Below are 19,723 nucleotides of genomic sequence, written 5' to 3'. Positions count from 1 at the left end.
TTGCAATACGAGTTTTTCCTGATCAACGGTTTTGCCGAGCGTCGCGCCTCCGGTGCCCCGGTGGCGGTCTTCCTTGTTGACACCCTGCCCGACGATGCGGTGATGCGCCAGCTGGCCTACCAGCTGAACCAGTCCGAGTCCGTCTTCGTCACCCGCGACGCCGGCGCCATCCGCTGCGTCACGCCGCAATTCACGCTGCCGTTCTCCGGGCTGGCGCAACTGGCCGCCGCTGCGGTGCTGCACCGGGAAACCGGTCGCTGCCCCGAAAGCCTGCCGGGGCGCTACGGGCCGATCCAGCTGTCGTACGACGAGCACGCCTACTGGTTCCGCGCCTGGGCCAACCGCACCCAGCCTGCGGCAGCCGGCACGATGGAGATTGCCAGCGCACTCAGTGTCGATGCCCGCGACATCGCCGCGCCGGCACTGATGATCGATACCGGGCTCGCGCAGCTGATGGTTCCGCTGCGTTCGCGCCAGGCCGTACTGCAGGCGGCACCGCATCCGGCCCTGCTGGCTCAGCTCGCCGCGAACGGCCAGCACATCGCCCAGCTGGCGCTGTGGCATCGCGACGGCGATATCGCGATGCTGCGTTTTTTCAGCAGCGACTCGTTCAACGTCTACGAGGACTTCGGTGCCGGCAGCGCGGTCGCCAATCTCGGTGGCTGGCTGCTCGCGACAGGCGGCGAACAGCCCTGCCGGCTCAAGGTCGAACAAGGACACACGATCCATCGGCCCAACACGCGGCTTTCGGTCCTGCACCTGCAGATCGGTGCCGATCGTGCCATCGGTGTCGGTGGGCGGGTCTGGATCGTGGGCGAAGGCCGGGTCGAGCTCTGAATCGGTTCAGGGCTCGTCGCCCTGCGCCGCGTCGATGCCGAAACGGCGCTTCGTTCGCAGCCAGACGTCCTGCAACTGCCGGGCCCGGCCGTTACCCGGCTCGATCCGCTGCGCGCGCTGCAGGGCGGTCTGCGCAATCTGCATGTAGTTGGCGTCCCAGCCCGTCCGGTTGACGCAACTCAGCAGCGCGTTGGCGGCATTGAGCAGGACACCGACATTGCCCGGCAACCGGTCCAGCGCCACGATGAAGCGCTCGGCCGCGCCGCGCAGATCGCCTTCCTGCGCCGCGCGCACCGCGTCGTTGTTGAGTTCGAGGATGTCCCGCGCGGCCTCCTGAATCAGCGCCGCACCCGCCTCCGGCCGGCCCATGCCGGCATACAGCGCTTCGACGCCGGCGACGATTTCGACATCGTCGTGCCGGCTGCTCAGTGCACGACGGACCAGCTTCTCGGCATCGCCGCCGTCGCCAAGCATGACGCACGCCTGCGCGGCCTCGAGCAGTGCGCCGGCCGGCGCATCGTCGCGCGCGCCCAGCCGCGTGGCCGCGCCGGTGATCAGCTTGCGTGCCTTGTCCTTCTCGCCGGCAAGCATGAAGCTCGCGCCTTCGATCATCTCGGCGACCGCCTGACCGACCTCGTCACCACGAAAATCATGCATCAACTGTGCGGCAGTGCGCCGTGCACCACCGATGTCGCCCTGCGCCAGCTGCACCCGCGCCAGTTCGCCATACAGCGCCGGATCACGCCAGAAAGAACCGCGATTGAGCTGCACCGCCTGACTCAGCGCCGCCTGCGCGACATCGAGCGCGCCGTTGCGCAGCGCCAGACGGCCACGGGCGCGCTGACGCCGGGCCACAAGCGGTGATCGCGTCACCGCCTGTTCGAGCACGGCCTGCGCCGCTTCGCCGTCACCCTGCGCCGCCAGCGTTCTCGCCAGCCCGTCGTAGGCGTCCATGACCAGCTCGTGTTCGGCCCTGACCCGTTCGAACAGCAGTCTGGCTTCGTCGTACTGCTTGAGTTCGAACAGCGAACGCGCCAGTCCCATCTGGGCCCAGGGCCAGTCACCGTCGGCGAGTTGCTCGCGATAGAAGTCGCGTGCCAGCGCGTGCTCGCCCAGCAGCCCCAGCAAGCGGCCCTTGTGCCGCAGCAGATCGGGGCGCTCGGCCGGTGTCGCGCTCGACAGCTCGGTATTGCAGGCGGCAATCGCAGCCAGATAGTCGCCGGCGCGGCTGGCGTCGTCGATGGCCCGCAGCTGGCGCTTGCGGGCCATCGCCCGGGCCAGACGATCGAGCAGGTCGCTGCCCGAAAACGGTTTGAGCAGATACGCGTCCGGCGTCAGCTCGGCCGCGCTCATCACCTGCGCCAGCCGCCGCTCGCCGGTGACGATCATGAACACGCACGACGGTTTCAGCAGTTGCTGCGTCTGGCAGGCTTCGAAAAAATGCAGGCCGTCGAACGACTGGCCGAGGTCGTACTCGCACAGCACGATGTCGTACGGCGTCTGCTTGAGCTTGCCGTAGGCATCGCCGGTGCGTGCCGCATAGTCGACCTCGCCGACGCCGGCCTCGAGCAGCCCGCGCGCGAGCATCGCCCTCACCTCGGAGGCGGGTTCGATGATCAGGGCGCGGCTGGTGTGGCTCATCGGCGAACGCTTCAGTCGGTCAATGGTTCGAGTTTGGCATATGCAACGGCCAGCCACTTGACGCCGTGTTCACGGAAGTTGACCTGCACGTTGCCGGTCGCACCGCCTTCGTGATCGGTCACGACACCGATGCCGAACTTCGGGTGCTTCACGTTCATGCCGATCGCCAGCCCATGGTCCGGCGTGTTCTTGCGCCCCGGCGCCCTGACCGGCGCGGCGGCGGCCTGCGGCGCATAGCCTCGGTTGAGGAAATGCAGCAGATCCTGCGGGATTTCGTTGAGGAAACGACTGGCGACCGCATAGCGCGTCTGCCCGTGCAGCATGCGGCTCTGCGCCAGCGTCAGGTACAGGCGTCGCCGCGCGCGGGTGATCGCTACGTACATCAGCCGGCGCTCCTCCTCGAGTCCCTTCGGGTCACCGGCACTGTTGTCGTGCGGGAACAGCCCTTCCTCGATCCCGGTCAGGAACACCGAATGGAACTCGAGCCCCTTGGCCGAGTGCACCGTCATCAGTTGCACCGCCGCCTCGCCGGCGCCGGCTTCGCGCTCGCCGCCCTCGAGGCTGGCATTGGCAAGGAAGGCCGCGATGTCGTTTTCGTCCTCGGTGACGAAGGCCGCCGCCGCACTGACGAGTTCGCCGAGGTTGGCGAGGCGCTCCTCGCCGTCCTTGTCGTTGCGGTAGTGCTCGCCCAGCCCGGACTCCTTGATCACCAGCGACACGAGTTCGGGCAGCGCCAGCCCTTCGCTGCCCTGGCGCATCGCCTCGACCAGATGGACAAATCGCCCCACCGCCGCCGCACTGCGACCGGCGCCGCCCGAACACGCGGCCAGCCAGAGGCTGGTGCCGGTCATACGCGCGGTTTCCTGCAGCGTTTCGATCGTGCGGTTGCCGATGCCCCGGGTCGGGAAGTTGATGATGCGCAGCAAGGCATTGTCGTCGTCGGCATTGGCGATCAGCCGCAAATACGCCAGTGCGTGTTTGACTTCCTGCCGTTCGTAAAAGCGGAGTCCGCCATAGACGCGATACGGAATGCCGGCTTGCACCAGTGCATGCTCGATCGCACGCGATTGCGCATTCGAGCGATACAGCACGGCAATTTCGTTGGCGTCGACGCCGTCACGGGTCAGCTGGCCGACTTCGTCGACGACAAAATCGGCTTCCTCGAAATCGCTGGCCGCCTCGAATACGCGGATCCGCTCGCCGCCGGCCTCCGACGTCCATAAGGTCTTGCCCAGCCGTTCGCGGTTATTGGCGATCACCGCATTGGCCGCATCAAGAATATTGCCGTGCGAGCGGTAATTCTGCTCGAGCCGGATCACATGCCTGACCGCGTAATCTTTCTGAAAGTCGAACATATTGCCGACATTGGCGCCACGGAATGCGTAGATCGACTGGTCATCATCGCCAACGGCGAAAATCGCGTTATCGGGCCCGGCCAGCAGCTTGAGCCAGGCGTATTGCAGCCGGTTCGTATCCTGGAATTCGTCGACCAGAATCTGCCGGAAACGCGAGCGGTAATGCTCACGCAGCGAGGCATTGCGATCGAGCAGTTCGAAGCAGGCCAGCAGCAATTCGGCGAAATCGACCACGCCCTCGCGGCGGCACTGCGTCTCGTACTCGGCATAGATCGCCCTGAGGGTTCGCGAGAAATCGTCCCAGGCTTCGGCCGCCGCTGCGCGCAGGCCGTTTTCCTTCTGGCCGTTGATGTACTGCTGCACCGTCTTGGGCGGAAAGCGCTCGTCGTCGACGCTCAGCGCCTTGAGTACGCGCTTGATCGCAGCCAGCTGATCGGTCGAATCCAGGATTGCAAATGTCGCCGGCAGACCGGCGTCGCGGTGGTGCAGCCGCAGCATGCGGTTGCACAGGCCGTGAAAGGTACCGATCCAGAGCCCGCGTGGGTTCAGCGGCAGCATGGCGGTCAGCCGCGCCAGCATTTCCTTGGCGGCCTTGTTGGTGAACGTCACCGCCAGCACGCCGGCCGGGCTGAGCTGGCCGGTCGACAGAAGCCAGGCGATGCGCGTCGTCAGCACCCGCGTCTTGCCGCTGCCGGCGCCGGCGAGGATCAGCGCATGCGACATCGGCAACTCGACCGCAGCGGCCTGTTCGGGATTGAGGGAGTCGGTCAGCGGATGCGCCATGAGGATACAGCCCGGGCAAAACGGCGATTGTACCGGTTCCGCCCGCGACGCTCGAATGCTGCGGGCATGAAAAAAGGCAGCTTTACGCTGCCTTTTTTACGGACACCCGACGAATCAGACGCGCAGGTCGTCCAGCGATTTGCCGGTGGCGAGCCAATCGATCGCCCATTGCGGCTTGCGGCCGCGGCCCGACCAGGTTTGGCTAGGGTCATTCGGGTTGGCAAACTGCGGCTTGCCGGCAACGGCGACTTTCTTGCCGAGCTTTTTGGCTGCTTCAACGCCAAGCACTTCGTTCAGCGAGAAACCCTTGGCCGCAGCCAGATTCTGGATTTCGACCAGCAGATCGTGCTTGTCGGTGACCTTGCGGTTTTCGATTTCGACAGCGATCTTCTTTTGCAGTTCATACAGCTGCGGCAGGCTGAAGCCGGACAGTTCCATTTGGTCGCTCCTTGTTCGGGATGTTATGACGATGCGTCACATTTCCCGATCAATTATGCACAGCCATTTCAGCCATTTCAAGCAAAGCACAAATCCAATTCCGCTTATCTTCTCAATAAGAAAATACTTATTGAGAAAACGACTATCCGTTCCGCAAGGCCGGATTCGAATCAAGCCAGCGGTTGATATCCTGCAATTGCGCCTCGTCCAGCGCACCGACGGCCGCGGCGAGCTGCAGTCTGGCGAAGAGATACTGGTAACGGGTCACCACCAGATTGAAGCGCGTTTGGTAATAATTCTGTTCGGCATTGAGCACGTCGACCGTTGTGCGCACGCCAACGTCGCGGCCCAGCTTGGTCGATTCGAGCGATGATTTCGCCGAGACTTCGGCCTGCTCCAGCGCCCTGACCTGCGCCGCGCCGTTCTGCACGCCGAGGAAGGCCTGCTTGGTCGACTGCGCCGCATCACGGCGCGTCGCTTCGAGGGTCTGGCGTTGCTGCTCTTCGAGCGCAATGGCCTCGCGGTACTGCGAACTGCGGTTGCCACCGGTGAACAGCGGAATCGACAACTGCAGGCCGATCACGCCATTGGTCGTCCGGTCGGCCCCCCCGGCACGCGACAGCCCGTCGCCGGCCCAGTCGCTGCCGTAACTGGCGACGAGATCGAGCGTCGGCAAGGTCGACAGGCGATAACGGTCGATCTGGCGCGTGGCGATGTCGAGGCCGAGCTTCTGCCCGGCGATGGTCAGGCTGCCGGTGTCGGCGCGCACGAGCCAGTCGGCCATCGAGTTCGGCTGCGGTGGCGACGGTTCGAGCTTGGTCGAAATCTTCGCCAGCACGGTCGGATCCTGATTGGTCAGCTGGGTAAAGGCGTTGCGTTTGACCTCCAGATCGTTCTGCGCATTGATTTCGGTCGCGATGATCGAGTCGTAGCGGGCCTGCGCTTCATGCGTATCGGTAATCGTCGCGGTGCCGACCTCGAACGATTTCTTGGCCTGCGCCAGCTGCTGGCCAACGGCCAGCTTTTGCGCTCCGGAGAAACGCACGGCTTCTTCGGCCGCAATCACTTCGAAGTAGGCCTTGGCGACGCGCAGGATCAGGTCCTGCTCGGCGGCACGATACTGCACCTCGGCCTGATCGGCCTGCTTCTTCAACTGGTCGCTGCCGACAAAGGCATCGGCGCGATAGATCGGCTGCGCCGCCGTGACCTTGAGTCCGTACTGACCACCGTGACTGTCGTAGTTCGGGTTCAGCAAACTCGCCTGCCCGGCGCGGTAATCGGTCGATGCCGCTCCGGCATTGCCGCTCAGCGTCACCTGCGGCAGCAGCAAGGCGTTGCCCTGATTGGTTCTCTCGCGCCCGGCGGTCAGCGCCGACCGCGAAGCGGCGAACGCCGCATCGTAGCCACGCGCGGCACGCCACGCATCCATCAGGTCGGTCGCACCGGCGAGCGGCACCGCGCCGGCCAGCACCACTGCCATCCATGATCGTTTCATCGTTGTTCTCATTGTTGTGTCACCGTGCGTTCCGGCACGGGCGGCCTGACCCGGAACCACGCCGCGTACAGGGCCGGCAGGAAGAGCAGCGTCAGCACCGTCGCGACGAACAGCCCGCCCATGATCGCGATGGCCATGGGGCCCCAGAAGGTGTCGCGTGTCAGTGGAATCATCGCTAGGATCGCCGCCGCCGCGGTCAGCATGATCGGCCGGAAACGCCGCACCGCCGATTCGATCACTGCGGTCCAGGCCGGATGCCCGTGACGGATGTCCTGCTCGATCTGGTCCATCAGGATCACCGAATTGCGCATGATCATGCCAGACAGCGCGATCACACCCAAAGTCGCGACGAAGCCGAACGGCGCCCTGAACAACAACAGCGCGATCGCCACGCCGATCAGGCCGAGCGGCGCGGTCAGCAGCACCATGATCATCCGCTGGATGCTCTGCAGCTGGATCATCAGCAAGGTCATCACCACGATCAGCATCAGCGGCATCACCGCGCCGATCGAATCCTCGCCGATCTTCGACGCTTCAAGCGTGCCGCCGACCTCGATGTGGTAGCCGGCCGGCAGCCCCGCCTCGATTTTGGCGATCTCCGGTTGCAGTGCCTTGGCGATGTCGGGGGCCTGCGCGCCGTTGACATCCGCCCGCACCGACAGCGTCGGCACCCGGTTGCGGCGCCAGATCAGGCTTTCCTCGGCCTCGAGCACCACGTCGCCGAGCTGCGACAGCGGTACGCTGCGGCCCGAGGCGAGCTTGACCGGCAGGTCGCGAATCGCCGTCAGCGAGGTGCGCTCGTTCGGCACCAGCCGGGCGACGACGTCGATCAGCTCGTTGTTTTCGCGGTACTGCGTCGCCGTGACGCCGGACACCGCCAGCTGCAGGTACTGCGCCAGCTGCTGCGTCGTCAGGCCGGCTTCGCGCAGCTTGTCCTGATCGGCGTGGATCCGCAGCACCTTGACCTTCTCGCTCCAGTCGAAGTGCACCTCGCGGGCATGCGGATTGGCGCGCATGGCCTTGGCCACCTGCTCGCCGATCCGGCGCAGTTCGCCGACATCCTCGCCGGACACGCGGAACTGCAGCGGGTAACCGACCGGCGGGCCGTTCTCGAGTCGCGTCACCCGGCCGCGGACCTGGGCGAAGTCGTTGGCGAACAGCGTGCTGACGCGTTTGAACACGTTCTCGCGCACCTTCTCGCCCTTGGTCATCACCGTCAACTGGGCGAAGTTCAGGTTGGGCATCTGCTCGTCGAGCGGCAGGTAATAACGCGGCGAGCCGACGCCGACGTAAGTCGTGACGCTTTCGACATCCGGGTCCTTCATCAGGATGGCCTCGAGCTTTTTCGCCTCGGCCTCGGTCGCCTGGTACGACGCCGCATACGGCAGCCACAGATCGACCATCAGCTCCGGCCGGCTCGACGCCGGGAAGAACTGCTTCGGGATCAACGTCGCAAACACGACGATGGCAGCAATAAAGGCCACAGCAGTCGCGGCGATGGTCGTCTTGCGCCAGGTGATGCACCACGTCACCAGCGTGCGGAAACGCCGGTAGAAACGGCCCTGATAGACGTCGTGGGCCTCGTGCTTCGCCTGTTCGGGCAGCAGCTTGAAACCGATGTAGGGGGTGAACACCACCGCGACGATCCACGACAGCATCAGTGCGATGCCGACGACGGCGAAGATCGAGAACGTGTACTCGCCGGCGTTGGACTTGGCGAGCCCGACCGGCAGGAAGCCGGCGGCAGTGATCAGCGTACCGGTCAGCATCGGCATGGCCGTGCTCGTGTACGCAAAGGTCGCCGCACGGAAGCGGTCCCAGCCCTGCTCCAGCTTCAGCGCCATCATCTCGACCGCAATGATCGCATCGTCGACGAGCAGGCCGAGGGCGATCACCAGCGCGCCGAGCGAGATCCGCTGCAGGTCGATTCCCGCTGCGAACATGCCCAGAAAAGTCAGCGCCAGCACCAGCGGAATCGACAGCGCAACGACGATGCCGGTGCGCCAGCCGAGGCTCAGGAAGCTCACCGCCAGCACGATCAGCACGGCCTCGCCGAGCGAATGCATGAAGATCTTCACCGCGCCCTTGACCACCGCAGGCTGGTCCGACACCGGATGGAACTCGACGCCGACCGGCAGGCTGGCTTTGGCTTTCGCCAAGGTCGCGTCGATCTGCTCGCCCATTCGCAGCACGTCGCCGCCATGGCGCATCGACACGCCGAGGCCGATCGTCGGCTGGCCCTGATAGCGCATCTTCAGCGTCGGCGGATCGATCGTCGCGCGGTAGACATTGGCGATGTCGCCCAGCCGGAAACGCTTGCCCTGCACGTCGACGACGGTGTCGCGCACCTTGGCCACAGCGTCGTAGTTGCCGGTGACCCGCACGAATACGCGCTCCTCGCGGCCTTCGACGACACCGGCCGGGGTCAGCGCATTGGTCGCGGCCAGCACCTGGTTGATCTGGAACGGCGAGACGCCGACTGCGGCCAGCTTGGCAGCCGAGTACTCGACGTAGATCTTCTGGTCCTGCGTCCCGATCAGCGTGACCTTGTTGACGTCCTTGATCCGCAGCAGCTCGGTACGCACATCCTCGACATAGTCTTTCAGCTCCGGCATCGAAAAGCCGTCGCTAGTGAACGCATACAGATTGCCGTAGGTCTCGCCGAACTCGTCGTTGAAGAACGGCCCGACCACGCCCTGCGGCAGCGTCACCTGGATGTCGGCGATACGCTTGCGGACCTGATACCACGCATCCTCGACGGCCTTGCCGCGGATCGTTTCCTGCAGGCTGACGATGATCAGTGCCTCGCCGGCACGCGAATAGCTCTTGGTGTAATCGACAACCGCGATGCCCTGCAGCGCCTTTTCGAGCGGATCGGTCAGCTGTTTCTCGACGTCGCCGGCCGACGCACCGGGCCAGAAGCCGCGGACGACCATCGCCTTGAAGGTGAACTCGGGGTCTTCCTTCTGCCCGAGCTTGGTGTACGCCAACACCCCGGCCAGCGACAGCATGATCATCAGGTACAGCACCAGCGACTGGTGCTTGAGCGCCCACGCCGACAGGTTGAAGCGGCCGGCGTGCGTCGCCGGGTCGAAATCCTGTTCGTTCATGCGCCGGCTCCCGTTGTCGTCGAGTCGGTTGTCGTCGAACCGGCCGGCACCGCCGCCGGGGTCGCCAGCGGCTTCACCGGCTGGCCTTCGCGCAGCAGGTGCACGCCGGCGGTGACGATCGTCTCTCCGGCCTTGACGCCCGAAACCAGGACAGCGGTATCGGTCACCGTCAGCACCTTGACCGGCAGTGCGTGGACGCGGCCGGCCCTGGTGTCGAGCCGCCAGACCTGCTGCTTGCCGGTTTCACCGAACAGCGCCGTCAGCGGCAGCCGGACCTGGCCACCGGCAACGGCGGCATCGGGCACGGCCAGCCGAACGCTTGCGGTCATTCCGAGGCCCAGCTGCGCGACATGTTCGTCGAACACGACACGGGCCGCATAGGTCCGCGACTGCGGATCGGCCGCGGCCGAGATCTCGCTGACGTGACCGTTGAATTCCTTGCCCGGCAGGGCCCAGAGGCGAATCTTCACCTTGTCGCCCAGCCGGACCTTGCCGTGCAGGTTTTCCGGCACGTCGAGACCGACTTCGCGCACGCCGTCGCGCGCCAGCGTCACGACCGGCGTGCCGGCGGCGACGACCTGACCGGGCTCGGCACTGACACGGGTCACCGCGCCGTCGGCATCGGCGAGCAGCGTCGCGTAAGCGGCCTGGTTGTGCGCGAGCTGCTTCTGCGCTTCGGCCTGTTTCAGCTGTTCGCTTGCCGCGTCGAACGTCGCCTTGCGGGTGTCGACTTCGGCCTGGCTGACGAACTTCTGCGCGAACAGTGCCTTGCTGCGCTCGTAGTCCATCTTCACCTTGGCCAGCTGCGCGCGGGCCGACGCCGCCTGTGCATCGGCCGCCGCGGCGTTCAACGACGCGTCCTGCGGATCGATCCGCGCGATCACGTCGCCCTTCTTGACCACCGCACCGATGTCGACGCGCCGCTCGACCAGCTTGCCGCCGATGCGGAACCCCAGCGGCGTCTCGACGTGGGCACGCACGGTACCGGTCAGCTCGGCGCCAGGCAGTGCCGCATCGGCACCGGCGGTGACCACGCGGACCGGGCGGACTTCCTCCTGCGGTCTGGCGTCGTCCTTGCACGCGGCCAGCAGCAGCACCGTGCTCATCACGGTCAGGGACAGTCGTTTACGCATCGGGCTTTTCCTTGGATTCGGCGGATTGGGGACATTGCTGCAGGCCATGCAGCATCAGGTCGAGCAGACAGTCGAGATAGCGCAACGGATCGAGCGCGGCATGGCCGTACGGCATGTAGCGCGTCAGCATCGCCATCACCACCGGCGCGCACAGCACGTGCAAGGCATATTCGACATCAACGGTACGGAACTCGCCGCTGGCGACACCGGCCTCGATCACCTGCCGGAAAATCGCTTCGCCGCGCACGATGAACAGGTCGTTGTACAGCTTGGCGACCTCGGGGAAGTTGCCAGCCTCGGCCACCATCAGCTTGGGCAGCGCAGACAGGCGCGTTTCGCCCATGCTCTGCCACCAGACATGGACGATGCGGCGCAGCCGCTCGGCGGCGCTGCCTTCGAAACCGTCGAGCATCGCCTCGGCCTCGTCGAGCGCCGGCAACAGCAGCTCCTGAATCAGCGCCTTGAAGATCTCTTCCTTGCCGGCGAAATACAGGTAGGGCGTACCGCGCGTCACGCCGGCGCGGGCGGCGATCTCGTCGATCCGCGTTGCGGCATAGCCCTTCTCGGCGAAGAGTTCGAGCGCCGCTTCGAGGATTTCGTGCGGTCTGGCTTCCTTGCGGCGCGACCAGCGTTTGGGGCAGAGATCCATGACACCAGTAATAAATGAATATTCATTTAATTATTGAATGCCATCCGGGTAACGGTCAATGTCCGCCGGTACATGTTGTTGCGCAGACAAGCCGCCGGTGCGACCCGCATTCTTGCTAGAATCGGCGACGTTATTGCCGTCGTTGCTAGGAGCCGTCATGCCCACGATTTCCCCGCTGGAAAAGGCCGAGATCCTCTCGGAAGCCCTCCCCTACATTCAGGCCTTTTTCGACAAGACCATCGTCATCAAGTACGGCGGCAACGCCATGATCGACGAGGAGCTGAAGGAAGGCTTCGCGTCCGACGTGGTGCTGCTCAAGCTGGTCGGCATGAACCCGGTCGTCGTCCACGGCGGCGGTCCGCAGATCAACGAGCTGCTCGACCGCATCGGCAAGAAGGGCGAATTCATCCAGGGCATGCGCGTGACCGACGCCGAAACCATGGACGTGGTCGAGATGGTGCTCGGCGGCCACGTGAACAAGGAAATCGTCTCGCTGATCAACAAGCACGGCGGCAAGGCCGTCGGCCTGACCGGCCAGGACGGCCACTTCATCAAGGCGCACAAGCTCTACCTGAAGGACGACGCCGGCGCCGGCACCGTCGACATCGGCCAGGTCGGCGAGATCGAGAGCATCGACGCGACCATCGTGTCGCACCTCGACGCTGCCGACTTCATTCCGGTGATCGCGCCGATCGGCGTCGACAGCAAAGGCGAGAGCTACAACATCAATGCCGACCTCGTCGCCGGCAAGCTGGCCGAAACGCTGAAGGCCGAAAAACTGATCCTGATGACCAACACCCCCGGCGTGCTCGACAAGCAGGGCCAGTTGCTGACCGGGCTGACCGCAACTAAGATCGACGCGCTGTTTGCCGACGGCACGATCTCGGGCGGCATGCTGCCGAAGATCTCGTCGGCGCTTGATGCTGCGAAGAACGGCGTCAATTCGGTCCACATCATCGACGGCCGCGTGAAGCACGCGCTGCTGCTCGAAGTGCTGACCAGCCAGGGTGTCGGCACCATGATCCGCGCCAGCTAAGCGGTACGCGGCCCCGGCATGCCGGGGCCGCATCGCCGGGCGGCTTGCATGTGGACGATGGCTGACTAGATTGGAATTGACCGCGGCAACAGCGGTTGACTCGAACCCAGGAGCCACGATGAAAAACGCCCGCCACCTACTCGCCGAAAAACAGATTTCCGGTACGCTCTCGATCGCGCCGGACGCGACCGTCTACCAGGCCCTGCAACTGCTGGCCGAAATGAATATCGGCGCCCTGCTGGTCATGGAAGGCGACAATCTCGTCGGCATGTTTTCCGAGCGCGACTACGCGCGCAAGGTCGTGCTGATGGGCAAGACCTCGTCGGGCACGCCGGTGTCCGAAATCATGACGCGCAAGCTGATCTGTGTACCGCCGACAGCGACCATCGACGAATGCATGGCGCTGATCACCGAAAAACGCATTCGTCACCTGCCGGTGATCGAGAACGACAGGGTGCTGGGCGTGCTGTCGATCGGCGATCTGGTACGTGAGACCATTGCCGACCAGCAATTCACCATCGATCAGCTGGTCTATTACATTCACCGTTGATCCAGTCCGGCGGCAGCCGGGCACCACCGATGCCGCTACCCCGCAAACCGATCTGGCTGTTCGACCTCGACAACACGCTGCACAACGCCAACCGGCATGCGTTTCCGACCATCGACGCCGCGATGACCCGGTTCATCGCCGATGCGTTGCGGCTGCCCGAAGCCGAAGCATCGCAGTTGCGCGTAGCCTACTGGCACCGCCACGGCGCGACCCTGCTCGGCCTGATCCGTCACCACCCGCACATCGACCCGCGGCATTTTCTGGCCTACAGCCATCCGCTCGACGAACTGACCCGCCAGCTTCATCCGATGCCGGGCCTCAAACGCACACTGGCCCGGCTGCCAGGACGGAAATACCTGTTCACCAACGGACCGCACGATTACGCCGAAGCCATGCTGGCCGCGCTGGGGATCGACCGTTGTTTTGACGGCATTTTCGCGATCGATTCGGCCGGCTACGCACCCAAGCCGCAACTGCGTGGCTACCGGGCGCTCTTGCGGCAATGGCGGCTCGACCCGGCGCGCTGCGTGCTGGTCGAGGACTCGGCGATCAATCTCAAGCCGGCACGCCGGCTCGGCATCGGCACCGTGCTGATTCGCAAGGGCCCCCGGCGCGCGTCGTGGGCCGACTGGCAGATTCCCGACCTTGCCGCACTGGCCGAGCGCTGGTCACGGCAGCGCTGAAACGACAACGGCGACCCGAAGGTCGCCGTTGTCGTTCGAACATTCCGGTCAGAGTTCGACCTGCGTCCCCATCTCGACCACCCGGTTCGGCGGAATCTTGAAGAACTGCGTCGCACGTGTGGCGTTGCGGTTCATCAGCGAGAAGATCTTTCGGCGCCAGAAGCTCATCGCCGGATACTTCGCCTCGACAATGGTTTCACGCGACAGGAAGAACGACGTCTGCATCGGGTCGAAGCGCAGATCGGCCTGCAGTGCCTCGACCTGGGCCAGCACCTCGGGCACGCTTTGCTCTTCCTTGAAGCCGTATGTGGCGATGATCTGGAAGAAGCTCTCGCCCAGACGTCGCACGATCACGCGTTCGCGCTTGGAAACGAAGGGAATGTCGGCCGTCTTCACGCTGAGGAACACCACCTGCTCGTGCAGCACCTTGTTGTGCTTGAGGTTGTGCAGCAGCGCGTGCGGCACCGAATCGGTGCTGGCGGTCATGAATACCGCAATCCCTTCGACCCGGGTCGGCGGCGACGATTCGAGGCTTTCGACGAAGCCTTCCAGCGGCAACTCGCCCTCCAGCAGGCGCTCGTACAGCAGCGCACGGCCGCGCTTCCACGTCATCATCAGCGTAAAGGCGACAAGGCCGATCAGCAGCGGGAACCAGCCGCCCTCGGCAATCTTCAGCACGTTGGCCGAGAACAGCAGCGAATCGATCACCAGAAGGACGACCAGTGCGGCGCAGACCAGCCATTTGCGCACGCCGGTAAAGATGTGACCGAACACGGCGAAAGCCAGGATCGTCGTGATCAGCATCGTGCAGACCACGGCAAAGCCGTAGGCCGATGCCAGAGCACCGGACGAGCGGAAGCCGAGCACCAGCAGGATCACCGCCACCAGCAGGAACCAGTTGATCCCCGGCATGTAGATCTGGCCCTTCTCGGTTTCCGAGGTGTGCTGGATATCCATGCGCGGGCTGAAGCCGAGGTGGACCGCCTGATTGGTCATCGAATATGCGCCCGAAATCACCGCCTGCGACGCGATCACCGTGGCGATCGTGGCCAGTACCACCAGTGGCACCAGACCCCAGCCCGGCGCGAGCAGGAAGAACGGGTTCTTGATCGCGGTCGGATCGGCGAGCAGCAGCGCGCCCTGGCCGAAGTAGTTGAGCGTCAGTGCCGGCAGCACCAGCGAGAACCACGCGCGGCTGATCGCCGGACGGCCGAAGTGGCCCATGTCGGCATACAGCGCCTCTGCGCCGGTCAGCGCCAGCACGACGGCGCCAAGCAGCACGAAGGCCTGCCTCGGATTGTCGATGACGAACTGGAAGCCGTACGCCGGATTCAGTGCGTGCAGCACCGTCGGATTGTGGAAAATCTGCCAGCCACCGAGTACGCCGAGTACCGAAAACCACAGCAGCATCACCGGGCCGAACAGCTTGCCGACCGAGGCGGTGCCGTGGCGCTGCATCGCGAACAGGCCGACCAGCACCGCGATGGTGATCGGAATGATGTACGGGTCGAAGGTATGCGAGACGATGCCGATGCCTTCCAGTGCCGAAAGCACCGAAATCGCCGGCGTGATCATGCTGTCGCCATAGAACAGCGCGGCCCCGAAGATCCCCAGTGCGGTCAGCACCAGCGCACGCCGGCTGCCGGTCTTCATCTGTCGCAGTGCCAGCGCCAGCAGCGCAAGAATCCCGCCTTCGCCACGGTTGTCGGCACGCAGCACGATGATCACGTACTTGAGCGACACCACCAGCATCAGGCCCCAGAAAATCAGCGACAGCATGCCGAGGACGTTCTCGGTATTGATCGGCAGCGGGATGTGGCCGTTCAGGCATTCGCGCAGCGTATAAAGTGGACTGGTGCCGATGTCGCCGTAGACGACGCCGAGCGCCGCAAGCATCAGACCGCTCTGCTTCGACGACTCGTTTGTTGCACTACCCATGGAAAACCCCTGGAAATTGGCCGCCGATTATAGCGCCGCCACTTTACTCGGCAAGCAGCTCAACCTTGAGCTGTGGCAAGGCAGCATGAATTCGCTGCCAGTCGAAATACGGCCCCGGATCGGTCTTGCGCAACGGCGCGATATCGCAATGGCCGACCACCTCTTTCACAGGATGGCGCAGCCGCAGGGCCGAAGCCAGCCGGATCAGCGCATCGTACTGAATGTCCTCGAACGGCACGAGGTCGCTGCCTTCGAGTTCGACGCCGATCGATACGTCGTTGCAACCGGGCCTACCCCGCCAAGACGACACACCGGCATGCCAAGCCCGCGCTGTCGTCGGGACGAACTGCAGCACCCGGCCGTCACGGCGGATGAAGAAGTGCGCCGAGACACGCAGCGTCGCCAGCGTGTCGTAGCCCGGCGCCGCCAGCGGATCGATCCGGTTGGTAAACAGCCGCAGTACGTGATCGCCGCCGAAACGGCCGGCGGGCAGGCTGATGTTGTGCACGACCAGCAGACTGATCTCGACGTCGTCCGGCCGCACGTCGCAGTTCGGACTCGGCACGGCGATCGCGGCATCGCACCAGCCGGCCTCGTCGATCTGCCAGCTCATGCCTCGCCCTTGCCGGCCAGCCCGAGCCGGTCCATCCGGTAGCGCAGGCTGCGGAACGTCACGCCGAGCAACCGCGCCGCCTGGGTCCGGTTGCCGTTGGTCTTTTCGATGGTTTCGAGAATCGCCTGCTTTTCGAGCCGGTCCAGATACCCCTGCAGGCCGCCTTCGTCCGCATCACCCAGCTCGGCATCGTCGCGATCGAGCTGCAGGTCGCACGGCGTGATCGTCACGCCATCCGACAGCGCCAGCGCACGTTCGAGCATGTTCTCGAGTTCGCGCACATTGCCCGGAAAGTGGTAACGCAGCAGCGCACTCAGCGCATCGGGGGCGAATGCCGGGACCTCGACGCCGTTGCACGCGGCCAGCCGCGTCAGGATATGCCGGGCCAGCAGGGCAATGTCGTCGCCCATTTCCCGCAGCGGCGGCATTTTCAGCTCGATCACGTTGAGCCGGTAATACAGGTCGAGCCGGAAGCGGCCGGCCTCGACACAGTCGGCCAGATTCTGGTGCGTCGCCGAGATCAGCCTGACGTCGACCGGCTCCTCGACCGTGCTGCCGACCTTGCGCACCTTGCGCTCCTGGATCACCCGCAGCAGCTTGACCTGCATCGCCAGCGGCAGGTCGGCGACCTCGTCGAGGAACAGCGTGCCGCCGCTCGCGGCCTGGAAGAAGCCGTCGCGGTCGCTGTCGGCACCGGTGAACGCGCCCTTGCGGTAGCCGAAGAACTCGCTTTCGACCAGGTTCTCCGGAATCGCACCGCAGTTGACCGCGATGAAGGGCTTGTCGGTCCGCGCCGACTCGGCGTGGATCAGCCGCGCCGCGCGCTCCTTGCCGCTGCCCGACTCGCCGGTCACGTAGACCGGCGCCTGGCTGCGGGCGAGCTTGGTAACAAGGTCGAGCACCTGGCGGATCGCGGCCGACTCGCCGAGCAAGGGCTTTTCGCCATCCATGCGAACCGGCTCGGCCGGATCATCCTCAAGCCGCAACGCCGACTTCACCAGCGTGCGCAGCTGGTCGAGCGACACCGGCTTGGCCAGATAGTCGAAGGCGCCGGCCTTGAGCGCGGCAACGGCGTTGTCGGTACTGCCGTAGGCGGTGATCACCGCCGCCGGCACATCGAGCCGAGCCGACTGGATGTGCCGGATCAGGTCCAGCCCCTCGCCATCCGGCATGCGCATGTCGGTCAGCACCAGATCGTAGTTGCGCGTATCGAGCAGAGCCCGCGCCGAGGCGACGTTGTTGGCCTTGTCGACATCGAGGCCGAGCTTGACCAGCGTCAGCTCGAGCAGGTCGGCGAGGTCGACCTCGTCATCGACCACGAGGACACGGCGGTGGTTACGGGGTTTCCTGGCCATCGTTCATTCCGAACACAATCCGAAAACGCACACCGGCCTCGGCCGGTTGCGACACATATTCGAGGCGTGCCGCATTGGCGGCGCAGATCTCGCGGGCAATATACAGCCCGAGCCCGGTGCCCTTGGACTCGGTGGTGAAAAACGGTTCGAACAGTTGCGTCAGCGCATCGCGCGCCACCGGCGGGCCGTCGTTGTCGACGTTGAGCTGCCAGCGGCCATCGTTGCTGGCGACGCTGACGATCAGGCTGTCCGGCCGCTTGCTGCAATAGCGCCAGCCGTTGCGCAGCAGATTCCACAACACCTGGTGCAGGTGGCCCGGGTCGAAGCGGATCTCCGCCTTGTCGGGGCAGACGACGACAATCGGCGTCCGGATCTGCTCGCTTTGGCTGAACTCGTCGACAAAGGCCGTCAGCCACGGTTCGAGCATGATCGGCCGCATGTCGACGCGGTCGCGCCGGTTCAGTTCGAGCACGTCCTTGACCATCCGCTCCAGCCGCCGGCTGTTGTCGCCGATGATACGCGTCAGTTTCTGCATCAGCAGGTTGTCGCCGGCCTCCTCGCGAAGCAACTGGCCGGCATGGCTGATCGCGCCAAGCGGATTGCGGATTTCGTGCGCCAGATTGGCCGTCAGCCGGCCGAGCGCGGCGAGCTTGAGCTGCTGCGCCTCGCGCCGCAGCCTGTCCATGTCCTCGAGGTAGACGAGCACGCTGCCTTGCGGATCCGGCCCCAGCGGCACGAAGCGCGGTCGCAGGGTCTTGTAAGCGCCTTCCAGCTGCAGCAATGGTGTCGGCGCGGCCGGATCGGCACGCCAGATCTTCAGCGCCTTCGCCAGCACCGGCAAGGCGCCGAGTGCCTGCCCGGCCACCAGCGGCGCATCGATCAGCCGCTGTGCCTGTGCGTTGAACTGCCGCAGCTGGCCGTGCGCATCGACAACGATGACGCCGTCGGAGACGTCCTGCAGGATGCGCGCGTTGAGCTGGCCCAGATTTTCGAGGTCAACACCGCGAGCATGCGCCAGCGCCTCGCTTTCGCTGGCGAAACCGGCCAGCCGGTGCGCCAGCCACGCAACGGCAAAGCACGCAGTGCACAACAGCGCCGGAACGAAGAACTCGTCGGTACCGGCTTGGCCAAGCCAGAGCTGGACCACCTGCTCGCCGAGCAGCGCCAGACTGGCCACCGCGGCATGGAACAGCGTCATCCGGCCGCGCGAGATCAGCCCGGCGGCCGCCAGATACGGCAGCAGCAGGATGCCGAGGCCGCTCTTGATGCCGCCGAGCAGGTGCATCAGCACCACAAGAAAGGCGATGTCGGTCACCGCCTGCACCGACAGCTGCAGCTGGAATGCCGGACGACGCTGGTGGATGCCGATTGCGAACAGGACCGACAGCGTCACGTCGGTCAGCGCCAGCGCGATGAAGGCATCGTAACTGTCGCCCGAACGGGTCAGCCACACGCGCCAGCTGATGCTGAAGAACAGCGCCATCGCGGCCAGCAGCCGGAAGACGTTGAACAGCGCCAGCGAACGCCAGTGCGCTTCGGACGGAAAAACGCCGCGGCCGCTCATGCGGTCCGCGGCGTTGGCCGGCGTCGTAGTTGGCCCACGTTCAATGGGACATCCGCCGGGTCGATTCACTGCTGCCGATAAAGCGCACCAGCTCGGACAACGCGGCCTCGTAGACGCCACGCTTGAAGTCGATCACGGCGTCCAGCGGCGACCAGTAATCGCTCCAGCGCCAGGCATCGAACTCCGGATGCGTGGTCTTGCGCAGGCACACGTCGGAATCGCGGCCCACCAGCCGCAGCAGGAACCAGATCTGCTTCTGGCCCTTGTAGGTTCCACGCCATTCGCGTCGAACCCAGTGGGTCGGCACATCGTACTTCAACCAGTCGCGGGTACGGCCGAGGATCTGCACATGCTCGGGTGCAAGCCCCGTTTCCTCCATCAGTTCACGGAACATGGCCTCTTCCGGGGATTCGCCCTGCTTGATGCCGCCCTGCGGAAACTGCCAGGAATGCTCGCGCACGCGCTTGCCCCAGAACACCTGGTTTTGACGGTTGATGATGATGATGCCGACGTTCGGGCGATAGCCGTCACGGTCGAGCATAG

16 protein-coding genes are annotated in these 19,723 nt (G+C 64.9%); 4 read left to right on the top strand and 12 right to left on the bottom strand.

The features are described 5' to 3' along the window. On the top strand, positions 1-837 hold the full coding sequence (locus JMJ54_RS17375; protein WP_203539825.1) for a PhzF family phenazine biosynthesis protein: 837 nt from the start codon (positions 1-3) through the stop codon (positions 835-837). A 6-nt stretch (positions 838-843) separates the two neighbouring features. Here JMJ54_RS17375 and JMJ54_RS17370 read toward each other — a convergent pair whose 3' ends face one another. The 7 genes from JMJ54_RS17370 to JMJ54_RS17340 all read right to left on the bottom strand — a co-directional run bounded on the left by JMJ54_RS17370 (position 844) and on the right by JMJ54_RS17340 (position 11,441). After that, positions 844-2,478, bottom strand: coding sequence for a tetratricopeptide repeat protein (locus JMJ54_RS17370; RefSeq protein ID WP_203539824.1), 1,635 nt, complete (start codon positions 2,476-2,478; stop codon positions 844-846). Positions 2,479-2,489: 11 nt separating this feature from the next. Further along, positions 2,490-4,616, bottom strand: a complete 2,127-nt coding sequence (locus JMJ54_RS17365; RefSeq protein ID WP_203539823.1) for a UvrD-helicase domain-containing protein — start codon at positions 4,614-4,616, stop codon at positions 2,490-2,492. Positions 4,617-4,730: 114 nt separating this feature from the next. Further along, complete coding sequence (locus JMJ54_RS17360) at positions 4,731-5,054, bottom strand: H-NS histone family protein (protein ID WP_203539822.1); 324 nt, start codon at positions 5,052-5,054, stop codon at positions 4,731-4,733. A 142-nt stretch (positions 5,055-5,196) separates the two neighbouring features. Continuing rightward, complete coding sequence (locus JMJ54_RS17355) at positions 5,197-6,549, bottom strand: TolC family outer membrane protein (protein WP_203539821.1); 1,353 nt, start codon at positions 6,547-6,549, stop codon at positions 5,197-5,199. Between the two features lie 8 nt (positions 6,550-6,557). Continuing rightward, positions 6,558-9,659: an efflux RND transporter permease subunit gene (locus tag JMJ54_RS17350; RefSeq protein WP_203539820.1), complete on the bottom strand. Its 3,102-nt coding sequence runs from the start codon at positions 9,657-9,659 to the stop codon at positions 6,558-6,560. Next, entirely contained in the window at positions 9,656-10,792 is a 1,137-nt protein-coding gene (locus JMJ54_RS17345) for an efflux RND transporter periplasmic adaptor subunit (protein WP_203539819.1), read from the bottom strand. The genes JMJ54_RS17350 and JMJ54_RS17345 overlap by 4 nt, the downstream gene beginning before the upstream one ends. Next, positions 10,785-11,441, bottom strand: a complete 657-nt coding sequence (locus JMJ54_RS17340; RefSeq protein ID WP_203539818.1) for a TetR/AcrR family transcriptional regulator — start codon at positions 11,439-11,441, stop codon at positions 10,785-10,787. Before JMJ54_RS17340 ends, JMJ54_RS17345 begins: the two co-directional genes overlap by 8 nt. Before the next feature lie 157 nt (positions 11,442-11,598). Between JMJ54_RS17340 and argB the strand changes: the two genes are divergently transcribed. The 3 genes from argB (at position 11,599) to JMJ54_RS17325 (ending at position 13,710) form a co-directional block, all read left to right on the top strand. Beyond that, positions 11,599-12,477, top strand: coding sequence for an acetylglutamate kinase (gene argB, locus JMJ54_RS17335; protein ID WP_203539817.1), 879 nt, complete (start codon positions 11,599-11,601; stop codon positions 12,475-12,477). A gap of 118 nt (positions 12,478-12,595) precedes the next feature. After that, positions 12,596-13,027 carry a CBS domain-containing protein gene (locus JMJ54_RS17330; RefSeq protein WP_203539816.1) on the top strand — a complete coding sequence of 144 codons (432 nt, stop codon included), beginning with the start codon at positions 12,596-12,598 and terminating at the stop codon, positions 13,025-13,027. A 29-nt stretch (positions 13,028-13,056) separates the two neighbouring features. Continuing rightward, a complete protein-coding gene (locus tag JMJ54_RS17325) occupies positions 13,057-13,710 on the top strand; it encodes a pyrimidine 5'-nucleotidase (protein ID WP_203539815.1) in 654 nt (217 codons plus the stop codon). A 48-nt stretch (positions 13,711-13,758) separates the two neighbouring features. On the opposite strand, the gene JMJ54_RS17320 is transcribed toward JMJ54_RS17325, so the two are convergent. The 5 genes from JMJ54_RS17320 to JMJ54_RS17300 are packed head-to-tail and all read right to left on the bottom strand — an operon-like array spanning position 13,759 to position 19,721. Continuing rightward, the gene (locus JMJ54_RS17320) at positions 13,759-15,648 is read right to left on the bottom strand and encodes a potassium transporter Kup (RefSeq protein WP_203539814.1); all 1,890 of its coding nucleotides are present in this window, start codon (positions 15,646-15,648) and stop codon (positions 13,759-13,761) included. Positions 15,649-15,691: 43 nt separating this feature from the next. Continuing rightward, positions 15,692-16,261, bottom strand: coding sequence for a 1,6-anhydro-N-acetylmuramyl-L-alanine amidase AmpD (gene ampD, locus JMJ54_RS17315; RefSeq protein ID WP_203539813.1), 570 nt, complete (start codon positions 16,259-16,261; stop codon positions 15,692-15,694). Next, positions 16,258-17,616 (bottom strand): sigma-54-dependent transcriptional regulator, encoded by a 1,359-nt coding sequence (locus JMJ54_RS17310; RefSeq protein WP_203539812.1) that lies wholly within the window; start codon positions 17,614-17,616, stop codon positions 16,258-16,260. Before JMJ54_RS17310 ends, ampD begins: the two co-directional genes overlap by 4 nt. Then, complete coding sequence (locus JMJ54_RS17305; protein ID WP_203539811.1) at positions 17,597-19,180, bottom strand: two-component system sensor histidine kinase NtrB; 1,584 nt, start codon at positions 19,178-19,180, stop codon at positions 17,597-17,599. Before JMJ54_RS17305 ends, JMJ54_RS17310 begins: the two co-directional genes overlap by 20 nt. A gap of 40 nt (positions 19,181-19,220) precedes the next feature. Further along, positions 19,221-19,721, bottom strand: coding sequence for an RNA pyrophosphohydrolase (locus JMJ54_RS17300; RefSeq protein ID WP_203539810.1), 501 nt, complete (start codon positions 19,719-19,721; stop codon positions 19,221-19,223). Positions 19,722-19,723 lie beyond the last annotated feature (2 nt).

Origin of the sequence: Jeongeupia naejangsanensis, from assembly GCF_016865585.1 — a bacterium.
In the GTDB taxonomy this organism is placed as follows: Bacteria; Pseudomonadota; Gammaproteobacteria; order Burkholderiales; family Chitinibacteraceae; genus Jeongeupia; species Jeongeupia naejangsanensis.
This window is presented reverse-complemented; position numbering and strand designations above follow the sequence as displayed.